The sequence below is a fragment of the Acidobacteriota bacterium genome (assembly GCA_026707545.1).
Classification (GTDB): domain Bacteria; phylum Acidobacteriota; class Thermoanaerobaculia; order Multivoradales; family Multivoraceae; genus Multivorans.
On the sequence record JAPOWR010000001.1, the window covers coordinates 2567711 to 2586143 of the forward strand.

General features: G+C 68.4%; 13 protein-coding genes. 11 read left to right on the forward strand and 2 right to left on the reverse strand.

Annotation, left to right across the window (positions count from 1 at the left end; all coding sequences use genetic code 11):
• The first annotated feature begins 23 nt into the window (after window positions 1-23).
• The 6 genes from OXG83_10140 to OXG83_10165 all read left to right on the forward strand — a co-directional run bounded on the left by OXG83_10140 (window position 24) and on the right by OXG83_10165 (window position 8227).
• Complete coding sequence (locus OXG83_10140; GenBank protein MCY3965389.1) at window positions 24-2126, forward strand: TonB-dependent receptor; 2103 nt, start codon at window positions 24-26, stop codon at window positions 2124-2126.
• Between the two features lie 64 nt (window positions 2127-2190).
• A complete protein-coding gene (locus tag OXG83_10145) occupies window positions 2191-2769 on the forward strand; it encodes a helix-turn-helix domain containing protein (GenBank protein ID MCY3965390.1) in 579 nt (192 codons plus the stop codon).
• Between the two features lie 27 nt (window positions 2770-2796).
• Window positions 2797-4002: an alpha/beta fold hydrolase gene (locus tag OXG83_10150; GenBank protein ID MCY3965391.1), complete on the forward strand. Its 1206-nt coding sequence runs from the start codon at window positions 2797-2799 to the stop codon at window positions 4000-4002.
• Complete coding sequence (locus OXG83_10155) at window positions 3999-4808, forward strand: alpha/beta hydrolase (protein MCY3965392.1); 810 nt, start codon at window positions 3999-4001, stop codon at window positions 4806-4808. Before OXG83_10150 ends, OXG83_10155 begins: the two co-directional genes overlap by 4 nt.
• Window positions 4798-6171, forward strand: a complete 1374-nt coding sequence (locus tag OXG83_10160; GenBank protein MCY3965393.1) for an MFS transporter — start codon at window positions 4798-4800, stop codon at window positions 6169-6171. Before OXG83_10155 ends, OXG83_10160 begins: the two co-directional genes overlap by 11 nt.
• Before the next feature lies 1 nt (window position 6172).
• Window positions 6173-8227, forward strand: coding sequence for a M3 family metallopeptidase (locus OXG83_10165; GenBank protein ID MCY3965394.1), 2055 nt, complete (start codon window positions 6173-6175; stop codon window positions 8225-8227).
• Window positions 8228-8241: 14 nt separating this feature from the next.
• On the opposite strand, the gene OXG83_10170 is transcribed toward OXG83_10165, so the two are convergent.
• Entirely contained in the window at window positions 8242-8991 is a 750-nt protein-coding gene (locus OXG83_10170; GenBank protein MCY3965395.1) for an SDR family NAD(P)-dependent oxidoreductase, read from the reverse strand.
• Between the two features lie 153 nt (window positions 8992-9144).
• On the opposite strand from OXG83_10170, the gene OXG83_10175 reads away from it, so the two are divergent.
• The 3 genes from OXG83_10175 to OXG83_10185 are packed head-to-tail and all read left to right on the forward strand — an operon-like array spanning window position 9145 to window position 13641.
• On the forward strand, window positions 9145-10704 hold the full coding sequence (locus OXG83_10175) for a peptide MFS transporter (protein MCY3965396.1): 1560 nt from the start codon (window positions 9145-9147) through the stop codon (window positions 10702-10704).
• A 12-nt stretch (window positions 10705-10716) separates the two neighbouring features.
• A complete protein-coding gene (locus tag OXG83_10180; protein MCY3965397.1) occupies window positions 10717-12501 on the forward strand; it encodes a gamma-glutamyltransferase in 1785 nt (594 codons plus the stop codon).
• A gap of 36 nt (window positions 12502-12537) precedes the next feature.
• A complete protein-coding gene (locus OXG83_10185; protein MCY3965398.1) occupies window positions 12538-13641 on the forward strand; it encodes a membrane dipeptidase in 1104 nt (367 codons plus the stop codon).
• Window positions 13642-13650: 9 nt separating this feature from the next.
• Here OXG83_10185 and OXG83_10190 read toward each other — a convergent pair whose 3' ends face one another.
• Window positions 13651-16017 carry a DPP IV N-terminal domain-containing protein gene (locus OXG83_10190; protein ID MCY3965399.1) on the reverse strand — a complete coding sequence of 789 codons (2367 nt, stop codon included), beginning with the start codon at window positions 16015-16017 and terminating at the stop codon, window positions 13651-13653.
• Between the two features lie 158 nt (window positions 16018-16175).
• Here OXG83_10190 and bla point away from each other — a divergent pair, with 158 nt between their 5' ends.
• Complete coding sequence (bla, locus tag OXG83_10195; GenBank protein ID MCY3965400.1) at window positions 16176-17240, forward strand: class A beta-lactamase; 1065 nt, start codon at window positions 16176-16178, stop codon at window positions 17238-17240.
• 13 nt (window positions 17241-17253) lie between these two features.
• Window positions 17254-18426 carry a serine hydrolase gene (locus OXG83_10200; GenBank protein ID MCY3965401.1) on the forward strand — a complete coding sequence of 391 codons (1173 nt, stop codon included), beginning with the start codon at window positions 17254-17256 and terminating at the stop codon, window positions 18424-18426.
• The last annotated feature ends 7 nt before the right edge of the window (window positions 18427-18433 follow it).

Below are 18433 nucleotides of genomic sequence, written 5' to 3' on the forward strand. Positions count from 1 at the left end.
ACAGACCGATCAAGGAGACACCCATGCGCAAGTTCGATCCCAACCTCGCCTGGCTCGCGGCCGTTCTCGCCGCCACCTTGCTGGCGCCTCCGCTGGTCGCACAGGACGAAGGGGAAGAGGCCGCCGCGGATGAGGTGAGCGAAGTCATCGTGGTCACCGCGCAGAAGCGCGAGCAGGAACTGCAGGAGGTTCCGATCTCCGTCCAGGCCTTCACCGGAGAGGCTCTCCAGGAGGCCAACATGCGGGATCTGAACGAGGTCATCACCCTGGTCCCGGGAGCCTCCGAAGAACTGTCCAACAACGTCGGCCTGCGCCGCTACCAGATCCGCGGAATCGGGCAGGCCCTGGGCGACCCGACCGTCGGCTACTACTTCGACGATGCCGCCTTCTTCGTCTTCGGGCAGAACTTCGCTCCGATGGGCCGTTCGTTCGACCTGGAGCGAATCGAGGTCCTGCGCGGCCCGCAGAGCACGCTCTACGGAAACGGCTCGATGGGCGGCACGGTGCGCATGATCACGCGTTCACCGGACTACAGCGGCTTCGGAGCCAGCCTGCGCGGCGGCTACTCCAGCACTGACGGCGGCGGCAACGGCAACTACATCGACGCCGCGGTCAACGTTCCCATGGGCAGCAAGGCGGGCCTTCGGCTGGTCGCCAGTACCGAAGACACGGCGGGCTACCAATTGCTGGCCGCAACCGGCGACGACCAGTTCGGCGCGGGCGACGTGACCAACTACCGCGCCATCTTCGACACCACGCCGAACGACCGGTTCAACCTGCGGCTGATGTTCGCGGGCAACGAAGCCGATCAGGAAGGAGGCACGCTGCTCTCGGCTCTCGATCCCCCGACGACGACGTCCGCGTCAGCCGGCGACTACACGCTCGGCGAATACGAACTCGCCACCGGGAGCTTCACGATCAGCTTCGGCGGCGCCTCGCTCACCAGCACCACGACGCAGATCGACGCGACCGACGAGGTGCAGGTCGGCCTGCCGTTCCCCTTGTCGCCGAGCGGATTCCTCGACATCTTCGCTCAGACCTCAGGGGATGCCCTGAATCACGAGACCCGGCTCGTCTCGCAGAACGACTCTCCGTTCCAATGGCTGGTCGGCGTCTACTACTCGGAAACGGACGCCCTCGTCCTCTCGTCGATTGATCCGCCGGTGTTCCCGGACAGCACGGCTGACCGCGGTTCGGAGTCCCTGTCCCTCTTCGCTGAAGTCTCGTACGCCTTCCTGGACGACCGGCTCGTCGCGCTGGCGGGGCTCCGTTCCTTCGAGGATGATCGGTCCGTGTACAGCAGCGCGTTCAGCACACAGTTGGAACCGGCGACCTTCGACAGCGTCAACCCCCGCTTCAACCTCGCCCTCGACGCCTCCGAGCAGGCGAACTACTACCTGAACATCGCCAAGGGCTTCCGCAGCGGCAGCTTCAACAGTCCCGACACCTGCGCGCTGCACGAGCTGGGCGGGTTGCCGTGTTCGGTTGCGGTCGACTCCGACGAACTGTGGAGCTACGAGCTGGGGGCGAAGTACACCCTCGCCGGAGGACGTCTCCTGATCGACGTCGCTCCCTACTTCCAGGACTGGAGGGACACCCGCCAGGCCGTGCCGGTCTTCGGGCTCTTCCTGGACTACCAGATCGGCGACTCCGAGCTCTACGGCGTCGATCTGGCACTCGACTACCGTCCGGCCAGCGTTTCGGGGCTGTCGTTCCAGTTCTCCACCAACTGGAACCAGTCCGAGTTCACGAACATCAATCCGACGTTCGCGGCCGCCACAGGGGCAAGCAACGGCGACCGTCTGCCGTTCGTGCCGGCGTGGACCGGAACCCTGTCGGCGAGCTACGCCTGGGCGCTCGGCGACACCTGGGCTGGACAGGCATTCCTCGGGCTGAGCCACATCGACGACCAGTTGGGCCAGTTCGGACCGGGAGCTTCGGCCGACTCACGCGATCTGATGCGCGCCCGGTTCGGCTTCAGCAACGAGAGGTTCGGGATCCACCTGTTCGGCAACAACCTGCTGGGCGAAGACGGCGCGATCTACGCGAACTCCGGAAGGGGCCCCACCATCTACACCCAGGACCATCCGCGGCAGATCGGTGTCGAGCTCTCACTCGACTTCTGAGCCGGTCGCCCCGGCGGACCGACCGATGCCCCAAAACGCAGCGGAGACTGCAACCACAACTCAGTTGAATCGCCGCCAGAGACTCATCCTGGCGGGCCGCCATCTCTTTGCCGCGAAGGGCTACTCGGCTGCGGGGGTACGCGAGATCGCGGCGGAGGCCGGCGTCTCGATCGGCCTGATCCGCACCCACTTCGGCTCCAAGGCCGGCCTGCGGGAAGAGATCGATCGGCAGGTCATTGCCCAGATCGAAGATCTCTGCTCGCGGGCCAGTGAGCACCTGGGCACCGAGGCCCTTGACCTCCTGGTCGAGGACGCTGTCGAATGGGTCGAGCGCGAGCGCGACGCGCTCCTCTACGTGCGCGCGGCCCTCATGGAGAAGACGCCGGGGAGCCAGGCCCTCCTCCGCCAACTGCTGGAGATCATGCGTCGATTCGTCGCGCTGAATCGCGAACGCGGTCTTCTCCAAGACGACGTCGACGAGGAGTGGGCAGCCACCTTCCTCGTCATCGACTTTCTCGGGCCGGCCGTGCTCGAACCGTTCTCGGAGGAGGAGTTCGGCATGTCGATGTACCACCGCGAGATGGTCAAGAGGCGCAGCGCCTTCATGAACCGCGTCGTGACCCGAGGGTTCATGAAGTCCTGACCTAGCCTGACAGGTCAAACTCACAGGATGACAGGCGCCCGGCAACTCGCGCTCACGTTCCTGAGCCGTGATCTCGCCGGTCTGTGGACCGCAGGCGGGGCACTGGCGATCGGGGCGGTCGTGGCGTTTCGAAGCGACGGCTCGGTGCGGATCGCCGCCGTGGCTGTTGCAGGGTTGGGCGTTCTGCTCCTGCTGGGGACACTCCGCCATCTGCTGAGCCTGAGGAAGGCGCGTGTCCTTCACCCACCTCCTGGGGTGCTGGTCAGGGTCGGAGGCCGCCGCATCCACGTGCTGGCGGAAGGGGACGCCGGCGGGCGGCCGCCGGTCGTCTGGATGCCCGGTGGGCACGCGGGCGGTCTGGCGCTCCATCACCTGCACAGCGAGCTGCGCAAGGAAGCGCGTTCGATTCTGATCGACCGGCCCGGGACCGGCTGGAGCGATCCGGGGCCGTTCCCGCGCACCACCCACCGCGAGGCAGATGAAGTGCTCACGGCCCTCGACGCCGCCGGAGAGGAGGGGCCCTTCGTACTCGCCGGCCACTCGTTCGGCGGCCTGCTCTTCGCCGCCGTCGCGAGGCGTAGCCCCCGCAGCGTCGCCGCGCTGCTGCTGATGGACGCCACTCCCCCGGACACGATCGTCTACGGGCCGCCGATTCCCGGCCTGGCGCGAATGAGGTGGCGGCCCGTCCTCGTGGGAGTGCTCCAGCTCTTCGGCCTGGACGAACTCGCCGAGCGCCTGACCCGGGAACCGTCGAACCCTGAGTACGAGCGCCTCGACCGGCTGATCCGCGAACAGTTAGGCGAGGCCTGGCTCATCGCTCGCGCCCTGGAACGCGGCCCGCGGGCGGCCTGCGCCAGCGCTTCCATCTTCGACGAACTCGAGCCCGAGGGCATGGCCTCCATCTCCTGGACGGCCCTCCCCTATGAGGGCGACCTCGACGGCACTCCGGTCCGGCTCGTAGCGCCCGGCGACATGCGGGACTTCGACCAGGTCGCCGAGATGATCGAAGGCGAAGCACCGACACCCGGTCAACTCGACGCGGCGCGGCTGCAGCGCTTTTACACGCGCAGCCGCGAGCGGTACCTCACTCTCTCCAACCTCTCCGAGCGTGTTGTGGCGCCTCCCGGAACGGCGCACAACTTCCTCTACGAGGCGCCGGACTTCGTGATCGAGGTCGTGCGCCAGACGCTCGACCGGCTGAACGCCGGTTCACCCCGGAAGGCACGGCCGTGATCGACGAGTACGGCGACGTCGAGGTCGCGCCGGGCGCGACGATCCGGTTCCGCACCGTGGGGCCGGTGGAGGGAGTGCCGCTGATGCTCGGCCTGCCGCTCATGGCCTCCCACGCCGACATCTTCGGAACCGAGAGCGCGGCCACGATCGACGGCTACCTCGACCGGTTGGCCGACGCTTACCGGGTGCTGCTCGTCGACTACCCGAACATCGGGGGCAGCACCTCGCCGCCGGCGAAGGAGATGACGGCCCGGCGCGTCTGCTCGGATCTGCTGGCGACCGCCGACGCCGCCGGCTTCCGGGACTTCGTCTACTGGGCGTACTCGTGGGGAGCCGCCGCCGGCCTTCAACTGGCCACCCGCAGCGATCGCCTGTCGGCCCTGGTGGTCGGCGGCTGGCCGCCCCTGGGAGGTCAGTACGCCGACATTCTCCGGGCCGCGCGCCGCCAGGTCGGCAATCCACCGCAGTCGGCCCGGGTCGTGCTCCGCGAAGCGGCCCAGTACGCCCAGTGGGTGACGTTCTACGAGAGCGTGCTCGACTGGCCGGAGCAGCGGGCCGTAGCGGGGATCGATTGTCCCCGGCTGGTGTTCTTCGGCGGCAGTGGCGACGTCGACCCCGGCGGTGAGGACATCCGGATCGCGAGCACCCTTCGGGAGCGCCGGGACGAGCTTGAGCGGCTCGGCTGGAGGGTGCACGAGTTCCCGGGGCGCGACCACTCCGTGTGCCTCGATCCGGGAAGGGTTGTACCGCCGGTACGGGCCTTCCTCGACCAAGCGCTCTCGCGGACACCATCCGATGAGCGGTAACGCGGCGCTCGGCCGCGGCGTCCTCGGCGCCTACGGAGCGCCCTCGTTCGCGCAGGCCTTCATCCACGGTCCGGCGATCTCCGTCCTGCAGGGCATCTACGCGAAGTTCTTCGGGCTCAGTCTCCAGGAGATCGCGTTCGTCATCCTGATCTCGCGCATCTTCGACGCGGTCAACGATCCGATCGTCGGTTTTCTCTCCGATCGCTACCGGGCTCGCCACGGCACCCGCAAGCCCTGGCTCCTGGCCGGCTCCCTCATCGCCGTCATCGCATGCTGGTTCCTCTACGTGCCCAGCGGCGAGGTGACGATGTGGTCCTTCCTCTTCTGGTATCTGCTGGCCGACATCGGCTGGACGGTCTCGGAAGTGCCTTACAGCGCCTGGCTGGCGGAGATCTCCGACGACTACGAAGAGCGAGCGCGGATCACCACCTGGCGCACGATGGGTCGCTTTCTCGGTCTGCAGGCCTTCTTCGGACTGCCCCTCGCACTGCAGTCCATCACCGGCTCCACCGACTTCACGCCGGAGACGCTGCGCTGGGCGGCGGCGCTGGCGGCGGTCGCGCTGCTCGGCACCGCCCTCGTCGCCACCCTGGTCGTGCCCAACGGACGCTTGCGCGAGAAGTCGTCGGGCGGCGACGGATCATCCTCCCTCGTCGACGCCGGACGCGCCGTCGCCGGCAACCGGCCGCTCCTGAGCTTCACGGGGATGTTCGCCATCGGCGGACTCGGCGCCGGCATCGCCTCGGGCCTCTCGTTCTTTTACATCGACGGCTACCTGCAGCTCGGCGAGCAGCTCTCCGTGGTGATGATCATCAGCATTCCGATCAGCCTGGTCGCCACTCCGGTCTGGGGCACGCTCTGCCGCCGCTTCGGCAAGCAACAGGCATGGGCGGTGGGCTACGTCGGCGCCGGCGTCGCCTCGCTCAGCTACTACTTCATCGGCCCGGGCGAGAATGCCGCGCTGCTGCTCATCACGGCCCTGATCGTCGTCAACGCCCTGATCGTGGTGGAGGCCGTGGCGGCACCGGCCGTGCTGGCGGACGTCGTCGACTACGGACGCCTGCGGTTTCGCGACGACCATGCCGGCAGCTACTTCGCCTTCTACGCCATGGTGCAGAAGATCAACGTCGGCATCGGCGCCGCGCTGGGCCTCCTGATCGCGGGGACGTTCGGCTTCGACGCCACGGTCACGACCCAGAGCGCGAGCGGCCGGTTCGGCCTGCTGCTCGCGTTCTCGCTGCTGCCAGCGGCGTTCCTCTGCGTTGCCGCGATGTGGATCTGGCGCTTCCCGATCGATCGGCGACGACACGCCGTCATCATCGCGGCGATCGAGCGCAGGGCCGCGCGCGAGATCGAGCCCTGAAGTGGCCGCAGGTACCGAAGCAGCCTCCCTGCTCGAGCCCTGGCCGGACGTGGCCGGCACTGGTGTCGGTCTGCCGCCGTTCGAGCGACTCGAACCACGCAGCCTGGAGGAGGCGCTCGAACTCGCCCTCGGCGAACGGCGCGAAGCCGTCGCCGCGACCGCGGGCGATCCGCGGCCGCCGACGTTCGAGAACACGGTCGAGGCGCTCGAGGTCGGTGCCGTGCCGCTGGCCCGCCTCGAGAATCTGCTGAGGCACCTGGCCAGCACCGGATCGGGCGAGGAGATCCAGGCGCTGCACCAGCGGATGGCGCCGCGGCTTGCGGCGCTGGAGGACGAGATCGCGGGCCAGCGCAACCTGCTGAAGCGAATCGCTGCGGTGCTGGAGCAGAAGTGCCTGAGGGCGGAGCAGCGGCGACTCACCGAAGTGCTTCGGGAGCGTCTTCGCCTCCGCGGTGCGGGTCTCGAACCCGAGGCGCGGACCCGCTGGACGCAGGTGAACGCCCGCCTATCGGAACTCCAGGTGCGGTTCAGGCGCAACCTGACGGCCGAGCAGGACGCGCTCGTTCTCTGGCTCGCCGACGAAGACGATCTCGATGGCCTCCGCGACGAGCAGCGCGCCGCCATGGCGGAGGCCGCCGGCAAGCGCGGCCGGCCCGGACAGTGGGCCCTGCCGATCCAGCGTCCGATGGTGTGGCCCTTTCTCACGAGATCGCGGCGACGCGACCTGCGCGAGCGCGTCTGGAAGCTCTGGATGGGCCGCGGCGCCAACGACGGCGGGCACGACAACCGGCCGGTGATGGCCGAGATCCTCCGTCTGCGCGGGGAGAAGGCGCGGCTGCTCGGCTACCCGTCCTACGCGGATCTGGCGATGGATACCCGAATGGCGGCCAACCCGCAGGCCGCGCTCGACCTGCTGCTGGAAGTCTGGAGCGCCGTGGAAACCACGACGCAACGACAGCTCGCCGAGTTGCAGAAGCTGGCCCAAGCGGACGGACTGGAAGGGGAACTACAGGCCTGGGATCGCCTCTACTACGCGGAGAGGTACCGACAGTCGCACTTCGGTCTCGACGCCGACGCGGTGCGCCCCTACCTTTCCCTCGACGCCGTGAAGTCAGCGCTGTTCTGGAGCGCGGAGCGTCTGTACGGACTTCGCTTTCGCCGCCTCGACGAAGCGCCCGCCTACCATCCCAAGGTCGAAGCGTTCCTCGTCCACCGCGGCGACGATCCGCTCGGCGTGCTCTGGCTCGATCTCCAACAGCGGGAGGGCAAGTCGCCCGGTTCATGGCAGGCGCAACTGCAGGCTCGCTCCTCTCACCCGGTACCGAGCCGCGTCCACACCGTGGTCGTATCCAGCCTGCCCAGGCCGCGGGACGGCGAGCCCGCGCTCCTCGTCTGGGAACTCGCCAATGTGCTCTTCCACGAGTTCGGTCACGCGTTGCACATGCTCCTCTGCCGGGCCGGCTACCCGTCGCTGGGCAGCCTCGCCGTCGAATGGGACTTCATCGAGCTGCCCGCGCTGCTCAACGAGCGCTGGTTACGGGATCGGGAACTGCTCTCCCTGCACGCTCGCCACGTCGAGACCGGCGAACCGATGCCCGAAGAACTCGTCGCCTCGCTCGACGAGGCGCTGCGCTACGACCGGATCTTCAGCCTCACGCTCGAGTACCTGGCAACCGCGATCGTCGACCTCAGGCTCCACCAGCTCGCCGACGGCCGCGCCATCGACGCCATGGCGGTGGAAGAAGAAGTCCTGTCCGAACTCGGCGTACCGGCAGCCGTCGAGCCGCTGCTCCGGGTCCCCCACGCCGTGCACACCTTCTCGGAGGAGGTCTACGCCGCCGGCGTCTACTCCTACCTCTGGTCCGACGTCCTGGCCGCCGAGGCCGGCAACCTGTTCGAACGATCTCCCGGAGGCCTGTGGGAACCGCGGGTCGCCGACCGCTATCGCGCGACGATTCTGGAAGCGGGAAGCACAGCGCCCGCCGCGGAGCTGTTTCGCGCTCTCATCGACAGGGAGCCCTCACCGAGGGCGCTGCTCGACAGGTTCGGCCTTTGATGAAGAAGCGGCCCCTAACCACGGCCCATGAACGGCATCTGGTTCGCCATCACCGTCAGGAAAGGCACGTTCGCGTCGAGCGGAAGCGCCGCCATGTAGCGCACCGCGTCGACGACGGCGCGCACGTCGATGGTGGGTTCCGGCATTGTTCTGCCGTCGGGTTGGGCCACGCCCTCGGACATCCGCGCGGTCATTCGCGTGTAGGCGTTGCCGATGTCGATCTGCCCGCAGGCGATGTTGAACCGGCGGCCGTCCAGCGAAGTCGACCGCGTGAGCCCGGTGATCGCGTGCTTCGTGGCGGTGTACGGCGCCGAGTTGGGGCGCGGCACGTGCGCGGAGATGGAACCGTTGTTGATGATCCGTCCGCCCTGGGGATCCTGTTCCTTCATCAGCCTGACCGCCCGTTGCGTGCAGAGAAAGGCGCCGGTCAGGTTGACCCCGACCACCCGGTTCCACTGTTCGAGGGTCAGGTCCTCGATCGGCACGGGCGGCGCGCCGGTGCCGGCGTTGTTGAACAGCAGGTCCAGCCGGCCGAACGCGCTCGTCAGGCGGTCGAACACCGCCTGAACACCCTCCACGGTGCTGATGTCCGCGGCTACGACCGAGACCTTCCCGGAATCGCGCGCGCCGCTCTTCGTCTCGACCAGCCGATCCTCGCGGCGACCCGCGATGAGCACGTGGTAGCCGTCCTCGACCAATCCGTGCGTCACCGCGCGACCGATCCCGCTGCCGCCGCCGGTGACGATTGCGACCTTGTTTGCCAAGTCCGTTCCCTTCGCCGTGGAATGCTGCGGCGCCGAGTCTACGCCCCGCGGCCGTTCGTCCACGACGTCCTCCAGCCTTCCGGGCCGGAGGAGAGGGTCCCCGGGGGCTGTCGGAAGGCGGCACTCGCGCCTGGACTGTAGGGTGCTTCGATCGTGAGCCTCTGGCGAAGGATCCCGGTCTTCCGCGACCACCCGCCCGGACTGGGCGTCTGCTTCCTGGTCGAGATGTGGGAGCGCTTCTCGTACTACGGGATGCGGGCGCTGCTCATCTTCTACCTGACGCAGCACTTCCTCTTCAGCGACAGCCGGGCCTTCGTGCTCTACGGCGCCTACGCGTCGATGGTCTACCTGCTGCCGGTGCTCGGCGGCGCGGTGGCGGACCGCTGGCTCGGCCCGCGCAAGGGGGTCACCTTCGGCGCTCTGCTGCTCGTCGCCGGTCACTTCCTGATGACGATCGAGGGGCCAGCGGCGACGGAGATCTCATCCGTCGGAGGGTTGGTCGTCGAACGCAGCGAGTTCCACCTGAGCCTGTTCTACCTGGCGCTGGCTCTGATCGCGACCGGCGTGGGATTCCTCAAGACGAACGCCTCCACGATCGTTGGCGCTCTCTACGAGGAAGGCGATCCGCGCCGGGATTCCGGCTTCACCGTCTTCTACATGGGGATCAACCTGGGCGCGGCGGTCGCTCCCCTGCTCTGCGGCTGGCTGGGCCAGACCTACGGCTGGCGCTACGGCTTCGGACTCGCCGGCGTCGGCATGCTGGCCGGACTGCTGCTCTACCTGAGGGGCCAGAAGTACCTCCGCGGCCACGCGGATCCGCCGCGGCCCGAGTCGCTGAAGGAGCGCGTGCTCCCCGGACTCCCGCGCGAAGCCGCCATCTACCTCGCGAGCCTGGGCCTCGTCGGCGGCGTCTGGTGGGTGCTCCAGCACCCGCCGGTCGTCGGCGGCCTGCTGTCGGCCACCGGCGCGGCGCTGGGCCTCTTCGTCCTCTACTACGCGCTGCGACGGTGCGATCGGACGGAGCGCGACCAGCTTCTGGCCTGCGCCGTCCTGGTGGCCTTCACCATCGGCTTCTGGGCCTTCTACGAGCAGATGGGCAGCTCGCTCAACCTCTTCGCCGACCGCATGGTCGACCGCGAGTTCGCAGGCTTCGAGATTCCGGCCTCCACGCTGCAGTCCCTGCCGGCGATCTACGTCATCGCACTGGCGCCGCTGTTCAGTTGGCTGTGGCTCGCGCTCGGCCGGCGCGGCAGGGAGCCTTCGACACCCGTCAAGTTCGTACTCGCGATCGTCCAGATCAGTCTCGCCTTCCTTGTACTGGTGCTAGGCAGCGCCCTGCGGCCGGACGACGGCAAGGTCGCTCTGATCTGGTTCGCCCTCACCTTCCTGCTGATGGTGACCGGCGAGCTCTGCCTGGCGCCGGTCGGCATGTCGATGGTGACCCGGCTCTCGCCGAAGAAGATCGTCTCGACGATGATGGGATCGTTCATGCTCGCCTACGCGGCCTCGAGCTACATCTCGGGGTTGATCGCCCGGCTGACGAGCGCAACGACGGTCGGCGGAGAGGTTGCCGACTTCGAGGCGGCGCTCTCCACGTACGGCAACGTCTACACACGAATCGGGCTCCTGGCTCTGCTCGTCGCAGCGGTGCTCGGCGCACTGACGCCGCTGCTCGTGCGCTGGATGCACGCTTCGGGGTCGCGGTCGGCGTAAGCTCCGAAGACGATGAAGCAAAGAACTCTCCGCGCCCTCTGCCTCGCCGCTTGGTTCGTCCTCGCCACGCCTGCCGCGTTCGCCGGCGCGGCCGACGAGGCGACGGTCGACCTCAGCCCGGCCAACTGGAGCGACCGCGAGGCGCTCGAGGAGCTGAACGCCTTCTTCGAGACGGACAAGCCACTTGCCGAAGGCGAGAACGGCGTGATCAGCGGCACCACCGGACCGGCTGCGGTCAGGGCCGGCCTCGAGGTCCTCCGCCAGGGCGGCACCGCAGCCGACGCCGTGATCGCCACCGCGCTCACCCAGATCTCCCTGGCCGGCGGCGCCTGGGTGAGCTACGCCGGGATCTTCAACCTCGTCTACTACGAGGCGGAGAGCGGCCAAGTGTTCAACATCAACGGCGCCTACGACACCGTCCGCGGCGAGACCGAGCCGATGACGATCCCGACATCGACGACGATCGGCGCCAAGCACCAACCGAGCGGCCGCACCGCCCTCGTGCCCGGTTTCTTCGGCGGCCTCGGCGCCACGCACGATCGTTTCGGAAAGCTGCCGTGGGCCAGCCTCTTCGAACCGGCGATCCACTACGCGGAGAACGGCGTCCTGCTCGGCTCCATCCACACGAGCATGATCGAGATGCGCAAGGAAGCGCTCTCCCGCCTGCCCGCGACCCGCCGCATCTTCACCGACGATGACGGCGCCTTTCTCGGCGAAGGGGACCTGCTCCGGCAGCCGGAACTCGCGGCGACCCTCCGCGCCGTCGCCGATCAGGGGATCGACTACGTCTACCGCGGCCCCTGGGCCGAACGGCTGGTCGAGGCGGTCCAGCGCGACGGCGGCAAGCTTTCGATGGAGGACATGCGGAGCTACGAGGCCCTCGTCGCCGAGCCGGTGCACTCCACCTACAACGGCTTCGACGTCTACGGCCACGGCCTGCCGGCGCAGGGCGGCGTCCACGTGGCCGAAGTGCTCAACCTCTCCGAGGCGGCCGGACTGCGAGACATGGGTCACTACGCGAAGTCGCCGGAGGCCTTCTTCTGGGTCAACCAGATGACCAACCTGATGAGCCTCGTCTTCCTGCCCGAGCCGATGCGCCGCACGCTGTACGGCGATCTCGACTCCACCCTGGCGGGCAGAACCAGCAAGGAGAACGCCGCGGGTCTCTGGGCGAGGATGCAGTCGGGCATCGCTCCCCTGACCAAGGTCCCCGCCCCGGTCGATCCGAAGCACTCGGACGCCATCGTCGCGATCGACGCCTGGGGCAACGTCGCCGCGGTCGTCCACACGATCAACACCTCGGCCTGGGGCGACACGGCGATCTTCGTCGACGGCATCTCGATCCCCGACTCGGCGGCCTTCCAGCAGGCGCTAATCGCCGAGACCGGCCCCGGCAATCGGCTCCCCGACCCGACCGAGCCGATGATCGTCTTGCGGGACGGCAAGCCGGTGGCCGCCCTCGCCTCCATCGGCTCCGGTCTGCACCAGAAGACGATCAGCGTCCTCCTGAACCTGCTCGACTGGGAGATGGACATCAAGGAGGCGATCGACGCTCCGTCCCCGCACCTGCCGGCCTTCGGGCCCCTGGGCTCGCCGACCACACAGGTCATCGAAGGCGACTTCCCTCCCGAACTGCTCGAGGCGGCGCGCGGGCTCGGGCTCCAGATCAAGGTGGTGCCGGCCGGCATCGAGTCGCGGGCGCCGCGCGGCTACGTCGTCGGCGCGACGATCGGTGAGGACGGCAAGCGGCGCGCCGCGGCGACCACCCTGCTCAGCGGTCTGGCGCTGTCGCACTGAGCCGCCACCAATGGCCGGAATCGGGAGAGGACACTGATGGAGATCTCTGAGCGCGCCGCCGCTCTTCACCGCGAATCGATCGTGATCGACGGTCACTGCGACATCCTGATTCCCGTCAGCGACGGCAAGGTGAAGCTTGACCAAGGGGTCGAACTCCCCGACTCAGAGGGCTGGCAGCCGCCGCTCGGATTCGACATCGGCCCCTTCGCCCTGTTCGGGATGTCGGCGCACACCGTCTGGTTCGGCTGCATGGGCCAGTACGACCTGCGGCGCTGGCGGGAAGGCGGCATCACCTCGCAGCTCTGCGCGGTCTACCTCGACGACGAGCAGCTCAACAGCCCGCTCCACCGCGGCCTCGAGATGACCTGGAACCTGCACCACGAGGTCGAGCGGCTCGACGACCTGGTGCTCGCCACCTCGGTGGCCGAGATCCGCCAGGCCAAGAAGGACGGACGCGTCGCGCTCGTCTTCTCCTTCGAGGGCTGCGAGGCGCTGGGCGCGGACCCGCGCTTCCTCGACCTCTACTACAAGCTCGGGCTGCGGGTGGCCAGCCTGACCCACACCCGCCGCAACATCTACGCCGACGGCTGCTGGGCCGCCGACGATCAGGGCGGGCTGACGGCGGCCGGCAAGGCCCTCATCGACCGCATGGCGGAACTGAACATCATCGTCGACCTGGTGCACATCGGCGAACGCGGCTTCTGGGAGATCCTCGACCGGGTCGACCGTCCGGTCATCCTCTCCCACACGACGCCCACCATGTTTCCCAACAGCGACCCGGAGTCCCGCCTCGGCGGAGGCACCCTTCCGCGAACACGCCTGGAGCTACCGCGCGACCGGAAGATGCTGGAGGCACTCGCAGAGAACGGCGGCGTGCTGGGCCTGATCCACATCACCCACCGCAACCTGTCCGAGGTCGTCGACGACATCGAGACCGCGCTCGACGTGATGGGCCCGGACCACATCGGCATGGGCAGCGACCACTACGGCCTCGAACTCGCGCCCGAGGGCCTGGAGCACATAGGCAAGGTCCCCGCCATCACCGAGGAGCTGGTCCGCCGTGGCCACAGCGACGAGACGATTCGCAAGTTCCTCGGCGAGAACTACCTCCGCGTCTTCGAGGAAGTCTGGGGGCAGTAACGCCGCCCTTCAGGGCGGCGCTAGCGAGTAGTCCGCGGGCGGCTCCTTGCCCGCGAGGTGGCGCACGAAGTAGTCCCAACTGCGGCGAATGAAGTACGGGTCGGACATGAAACCGTGGTTGCCGGACGGCAGCACGATCAGGTCGTAGTCCCGGTTCGCCCTGGTCAAGGCCTCGATGACCTGCAACGTCAGCGCCGGCGGCACGTTGTCGTCCAGTGCGCCATAGGCGAGCAGCAGCTTGCCTTCGAGCTGGTGGGCGATCGAGGCGTTGGCCTGCTCCTCGTAGCTCACGCTGGCCGGGTCGCCGTGGTAGGACTCGCCCCAGAGCTGGATGTAGCCCCGCTGGTCGTGGTTGCCGGCCGACGACACCGCCACCTTGTAGAACTCCGGGTAGGCGAAGATGGCGCGCGCCGAGGCGAAACCGCCCCCGGAATGGCCGTAGACGCCGACCCGGCCTAGGTCCATCTGCGGATACCGCACGGCGAGCTGACGGATGGCAGCCAGGTGGTCGGGGAGACCGCCGGCCTCCTGCAGGTTCCCCTCCGAGCGCGCATGAAAGGCCTTGGAGCGCAGCGGCGTACCGAAGCCGTCGACCGTGACCACGATGAAGCCGAGCTGCGCCAGCGCCAGGTCGTAGCTCAGGAACAGCGTCGGGTCGTGCCAGTTCTTGGTCACCCGATGCACCTGCGGCCCGGGATAGATGCCGTCGATCACCGGGTAGCTGGCGCTGGCGTCCTCCGGGTCGAAGCCGGGCGGGAAGAACACGTTGCCGTAGATGTCCGTCTTGCCGTCCCGCGCCTTGACCGTGAAGGGCACCGGCAGGGCGGTGAGCTCGACCAGCGACTCGAAGTCTGCGACTTCGAGCTCCACCGCGACGCGGCCGTCCGGCACCAGGACCCGCGACCGCGGCGGCTGGTCGATCCGCGACCACTGGTCTACGAACGACTTGCCGCCTGGCGAGGCCGTCACCGTGTGGTCGCCTGGTTCGGGCGTGAGGATCTCCGGGCGCGACGTCGTGCGGTCGAGCGAAGCGCGGACGAAAGTGCGCAGGTAGGGATCGACGGCAGGGTCCAGGCCCGCAGCCGTGAGGTAGACGGTGCGCGACGCCTCGTCGACGTGCACCAGGTCGCGCACCACCCAGGCGCCCCGGGTGACCTGGCGGACGAGTTCGCCGTCGTTGCCGTACAGGTAGAGGTGCGCCCAGCCATCGCGCTGCGAGTACCAGAGCACCTCGCCGCTCTCGAGCACCCTGATGTTGGGCGTGCCTGTGCCGATCAGGAGGGTCGGCTCGACGTGGTGCCCGGAGGTCTCCGCCACCAGCGTGCGGGCGGCGCCGGTCGAAGCGTCGATCTCCTCGAGCCGCATCGAGCGCGCGCCGCGCGGCCGGCGCAGCAGGTAGGCCTTCGAACCGTCGTCCTTCCACCAGAGCTGCCTCAGGTCGGCCAGCGCCATGAAGGGCGTGTGGACCCGCTCGGTGTGGACCGGCCTCACCGTGCCGCTTTCGGCGTCGACGAGCAGGAGTTCGCTCCACGGCACGCCGTCGTCACCGGGGATCGGCATGCGGAAGGTGTGCAGGACGGGCCGGGCGCTGTCGCCGAGATCGGTGGTCTGGAGGACGTGCATCTCGCCCACTGCGCGCTGGTCCAGGCGGACGGTGAGAGCTGTCCTGCCGTCGGGCGACCACAGAGCGGAGGGCGGGACGACGACGCCCGCGCGCTTCTCGGTGATCGTCGAGAGCCGCGCCTCGGGACGCGAGGCGTAGTCGTGGAACGGCACGCCGTCGTCGGTCAACCGGCGCTCCTCGCCGCTCCTGGTGGTGACGAGGTAGAGGTCGTGATCCCGTACCAGGAGGCTGTAGGCCCCGTCGGGAGACGGCAGGGGCGGCATCTGCTTCTCGTCCTTCTCTTCCACCGGGGCGGCCGGCGCTTCGACGCGCGAACACTCGGCGCCGTCCACCGTGCACCGGAACGACTCGGGCCCCTTCTCGCCCGGGATCTGGAAGGACACCTCGCCTTCCGTCGACAGGTCGATGCTCTCGAACGGCAGCGCCAGGGGCTCAGCGGGCACGTCGCGAAGCCCGCTCAGCGAGGCCGCCAGTCGGGCGTGATCGAAGGCCAGCCGCCGCCGGTTGTCGCTCGCCAGCGGCTCGACCCGCCAGAATCGGTGGCCGTCGCGGTCGTCGCTCCGGTACCAGAACGCCTCGCCGTCGCCGATCCAGTGCGGCGTCACCGTCTCGTTGAAGATGAGCGACGCGACGCCGAGCATCCTCGCCGCGCGGTCGTAGGCCGAGGCGGACACCTCGTCCTGCGCCGCAGGGGCAACGGCCGGCCCCGCGAGCACGATGACTATCGCCACCCGCAGGACGGCGCTTCGCATCTCCATTCTCCTCATTCCTCCCAGCTCCCCGGAACTCATCCACGGCCGGCTCGCGCTCCGCTCTCCGGCCCGTTCTCGTTTGGTTACAGTCGTATACCAGTTTCGCCGACCCGCGCCGCCGCGGCATCGCGAACGGCGCCTGAACATCAGGAGATCCGATGTCTCGATTGCACTCTTTCCGCCTCTGCCTGCCCGTCTTCCTGGTCGCGTGCACGATCGGCGCCCTGGCGGCCGCACCGGCTACGGCCTCCGAGCGTCTCGAGATCCTGGGCGACGATCCCAACCTGAAGCACCTGGGTGCCGAGATCGAACGCCTCGCCGAAGCCAGCATGGGCACGGTGGGAGTCGCCGCGATCCACCTCGAGTCCGGACGCGGCGTGCTGCTCAACGCCGATGAGCGCTTCCCGATGGCGAGCACCTACAAGGTGCCGATCGCGGTCGAGATCCTCGCGCAGGTTGATGCGGGCAAGCGGTCGCTCGACGACCTCATCACGATGCAGACCAGCGATCACGTCGTCACCTATGGCGCCCTCAGCGACTTCTTCGATACGCCGGGCTCCCGCCTGACCATCCAGAACGTCCTCGGCCTGATGCTGCGGATCAGCGACAACATCGCCACCGACCTGCTGTTTCGCGAGGCCGGCGGCGCCGAAGCCATTACCGCGCGGATGAAGGCGTCCGGCGTCGAGGGAATCCGCGTCGACCGGACGACCCGGGCGCTGATCGCGAACTTCCTGGGTCGGGATGACGCAACCGTCGCCGTGCCAATCCCGCCGGCCGAGTACAACCGTCTGATTCTGGAAGACAACTCGAGTCAACTGGACGAGGCCCAACTGGCCGAACTCAACGAGGCGTTCAACTCCGATCCACGCGACACCGCAACGCCCCGGTCCATGGCCGCCCTTCTGCGGAAGATCTGGAAGCGGGAGATCCTCAGCGAGAAGAGCTCGGCCCTGCTGATCGACATCATGGCCCGCTGCGAGACCGGCGAGAACCGGATCCCGGGAGCGCTGCCGCCGGGCACCCCGGTCGCCCACAAGACCGGCACGATCGGCGAGTCCACCAACGACGTGGGCGTCATCACCCTGCCGGGCGACGCGGGCCACGTGATCTCGGTCGTCTTCGTCAAGGAGTCGAAGCTTCCGTCCAACGCGGCGATGGAACCCGTGATCGCCGAGGTCGCGCGGGCTTCGCACGACTACTTCGTGTTCAACCGCGACTAGGAGCGCGATCGCCGTGCCCCTGATACGCGAGATCGAGGACAACCTCGACTCGCTGCTCGAAGGCCAGTTGTTGTCCGGCGCCGAGAGCGCCGTGGCCCGGATCGAGGCACCCGCAGAAGGCTTCGTTTACGAGCACGCCGTCGGCATCGCGCGCACGGATACCGGCGAAGCGATGACGACGGATCATCGCTTTCACACTGCCAGCGTCAGCAAGTCGATGACCGCGCTGCTCGTTGTGCAACTCGCCGACGAAGGCTCGTTCGGTCCCGAGGGCGTGGACGCGCGCTATGTCGAGTTTGGGGTCTTTCCCGACGCGGTCCAGGAGCGTCTCCTCACTCGTGATGGACAGCACGCCTTTGCCGGGGTCACGCTCCGGCACATGCTGTCGCACACGTCCGGGTTCCGGGACGCCTTCGTCGACGACGGCTCCCAGACCGCGAAGGAACTCGGGCGACCCGCGCCGGGCTCGATCATCGGTAGCGATGCATCCCGCAACTTCACGGCCGCCTGGGCACCCTGGCTGCCGGACGGCGACACCACGGAGGTGCGGGGCGTCGTCAACTTCTACCTGTCTCAGCCAGACATGGCCGAGGCCCTTTCCGAGCCCGGTACCGCCTTCCACTACAGCGACACCGCCTTCGTCCTCCTGGCGCTGCTCGTCGAGCGGGTAACAGGCGAGAGCTACCACGCCAACCTGAGAGACCGGATCTTCACGCCCTGCGATCTGCGGGACAGCTACCTCGCCTACCGGGACGATCCGCCGCTTGGGACCCGCCGCCAGCCCGAGTCCGATGTCCATGCCTTCGGCATACCGATGCTGAGTTCCGGCAAGAACCTCTCCTTCGACTGGGGCGGCGGCGGCCTGGTCACGACCGCCCGCGACCTCGTCCGGTTTCAGCGTGCGCTGGCGGAGCACCGAACCCCGGGCTCAGGTCGAATCCTGAGCGACATGACCGCCTGGACCCGGCCCGCCGGCCTGGCCGAGCCGCGGACCGGCGTCGGGCTCGGCCTGTTCCGCACGCGCTACCCCGGCGGCGAGCTGTGGGGGCACTCCGGCGCCTGGGGGGCGAAGATGGACTGCGACCAGGCCGCCGGCATCTACTTCGCCGGCACGGTCAACCAGGCCGGCGCCCCGGCCGGCTGGCATCACCCGTTGATCGCGCGGGTCGCGGAGCATTTTCGCTAGGGGGACC

Excerpts from the sequence above, each read along its gene's own strand:
- OXG83_10140 (MCY3965389.1), top strand. The coding sequence starts at position 24 with ATGCGCAAGTTCGATCCCAACCTCGCCTGGCTCGCGGCCGTTCTCGCC.
- OXG83_10150 (MCY3965391.1), top strand. The coding sequence starts at position 2,797 with ATGACAGGCGCCCGGCAACTCGCGCTCACGTTCCTGAGCCGTGATCTC.
- OXG83_10160 (MCY3965393.1), top strand. The coding sequence starts at position 4,798 with ATGAGCGGTAACGCGGCGCTCGGCCGCGGCGTCCTCGGCGCCTACGGA.
- OXG83_10180 (MCY3965397.1), top strand. The coding sequence starts at position 10,717 with ATGAAGCAAAGAACTCTCCGCGCCCTCTGCCTCGCCGCTTGGTTCGTC.
- OXG83_10185 (MCY3965398.1), top strand. The coding sequence starts at position 12,538 with ATGGAGATCTCTGAGCGCGCCGCCGCTCTTCACCGCGAATCGATCGTG.
- OXG83_10190 (MCY3965399.1), bottom strand. The coding sequence starts at position 16,017 with ATGCGAAGCGCCGTCCTGCGGGTGGCGATAGTCATCGTGCTCGCGGGG.
- bla (MCY3965400.1), top strand. The coding sequence starts at position 16,176 with ATGTCTCGATTGCACTCTTTCCGCCTCTGCCTGCCCGTCTTCCTGGTC.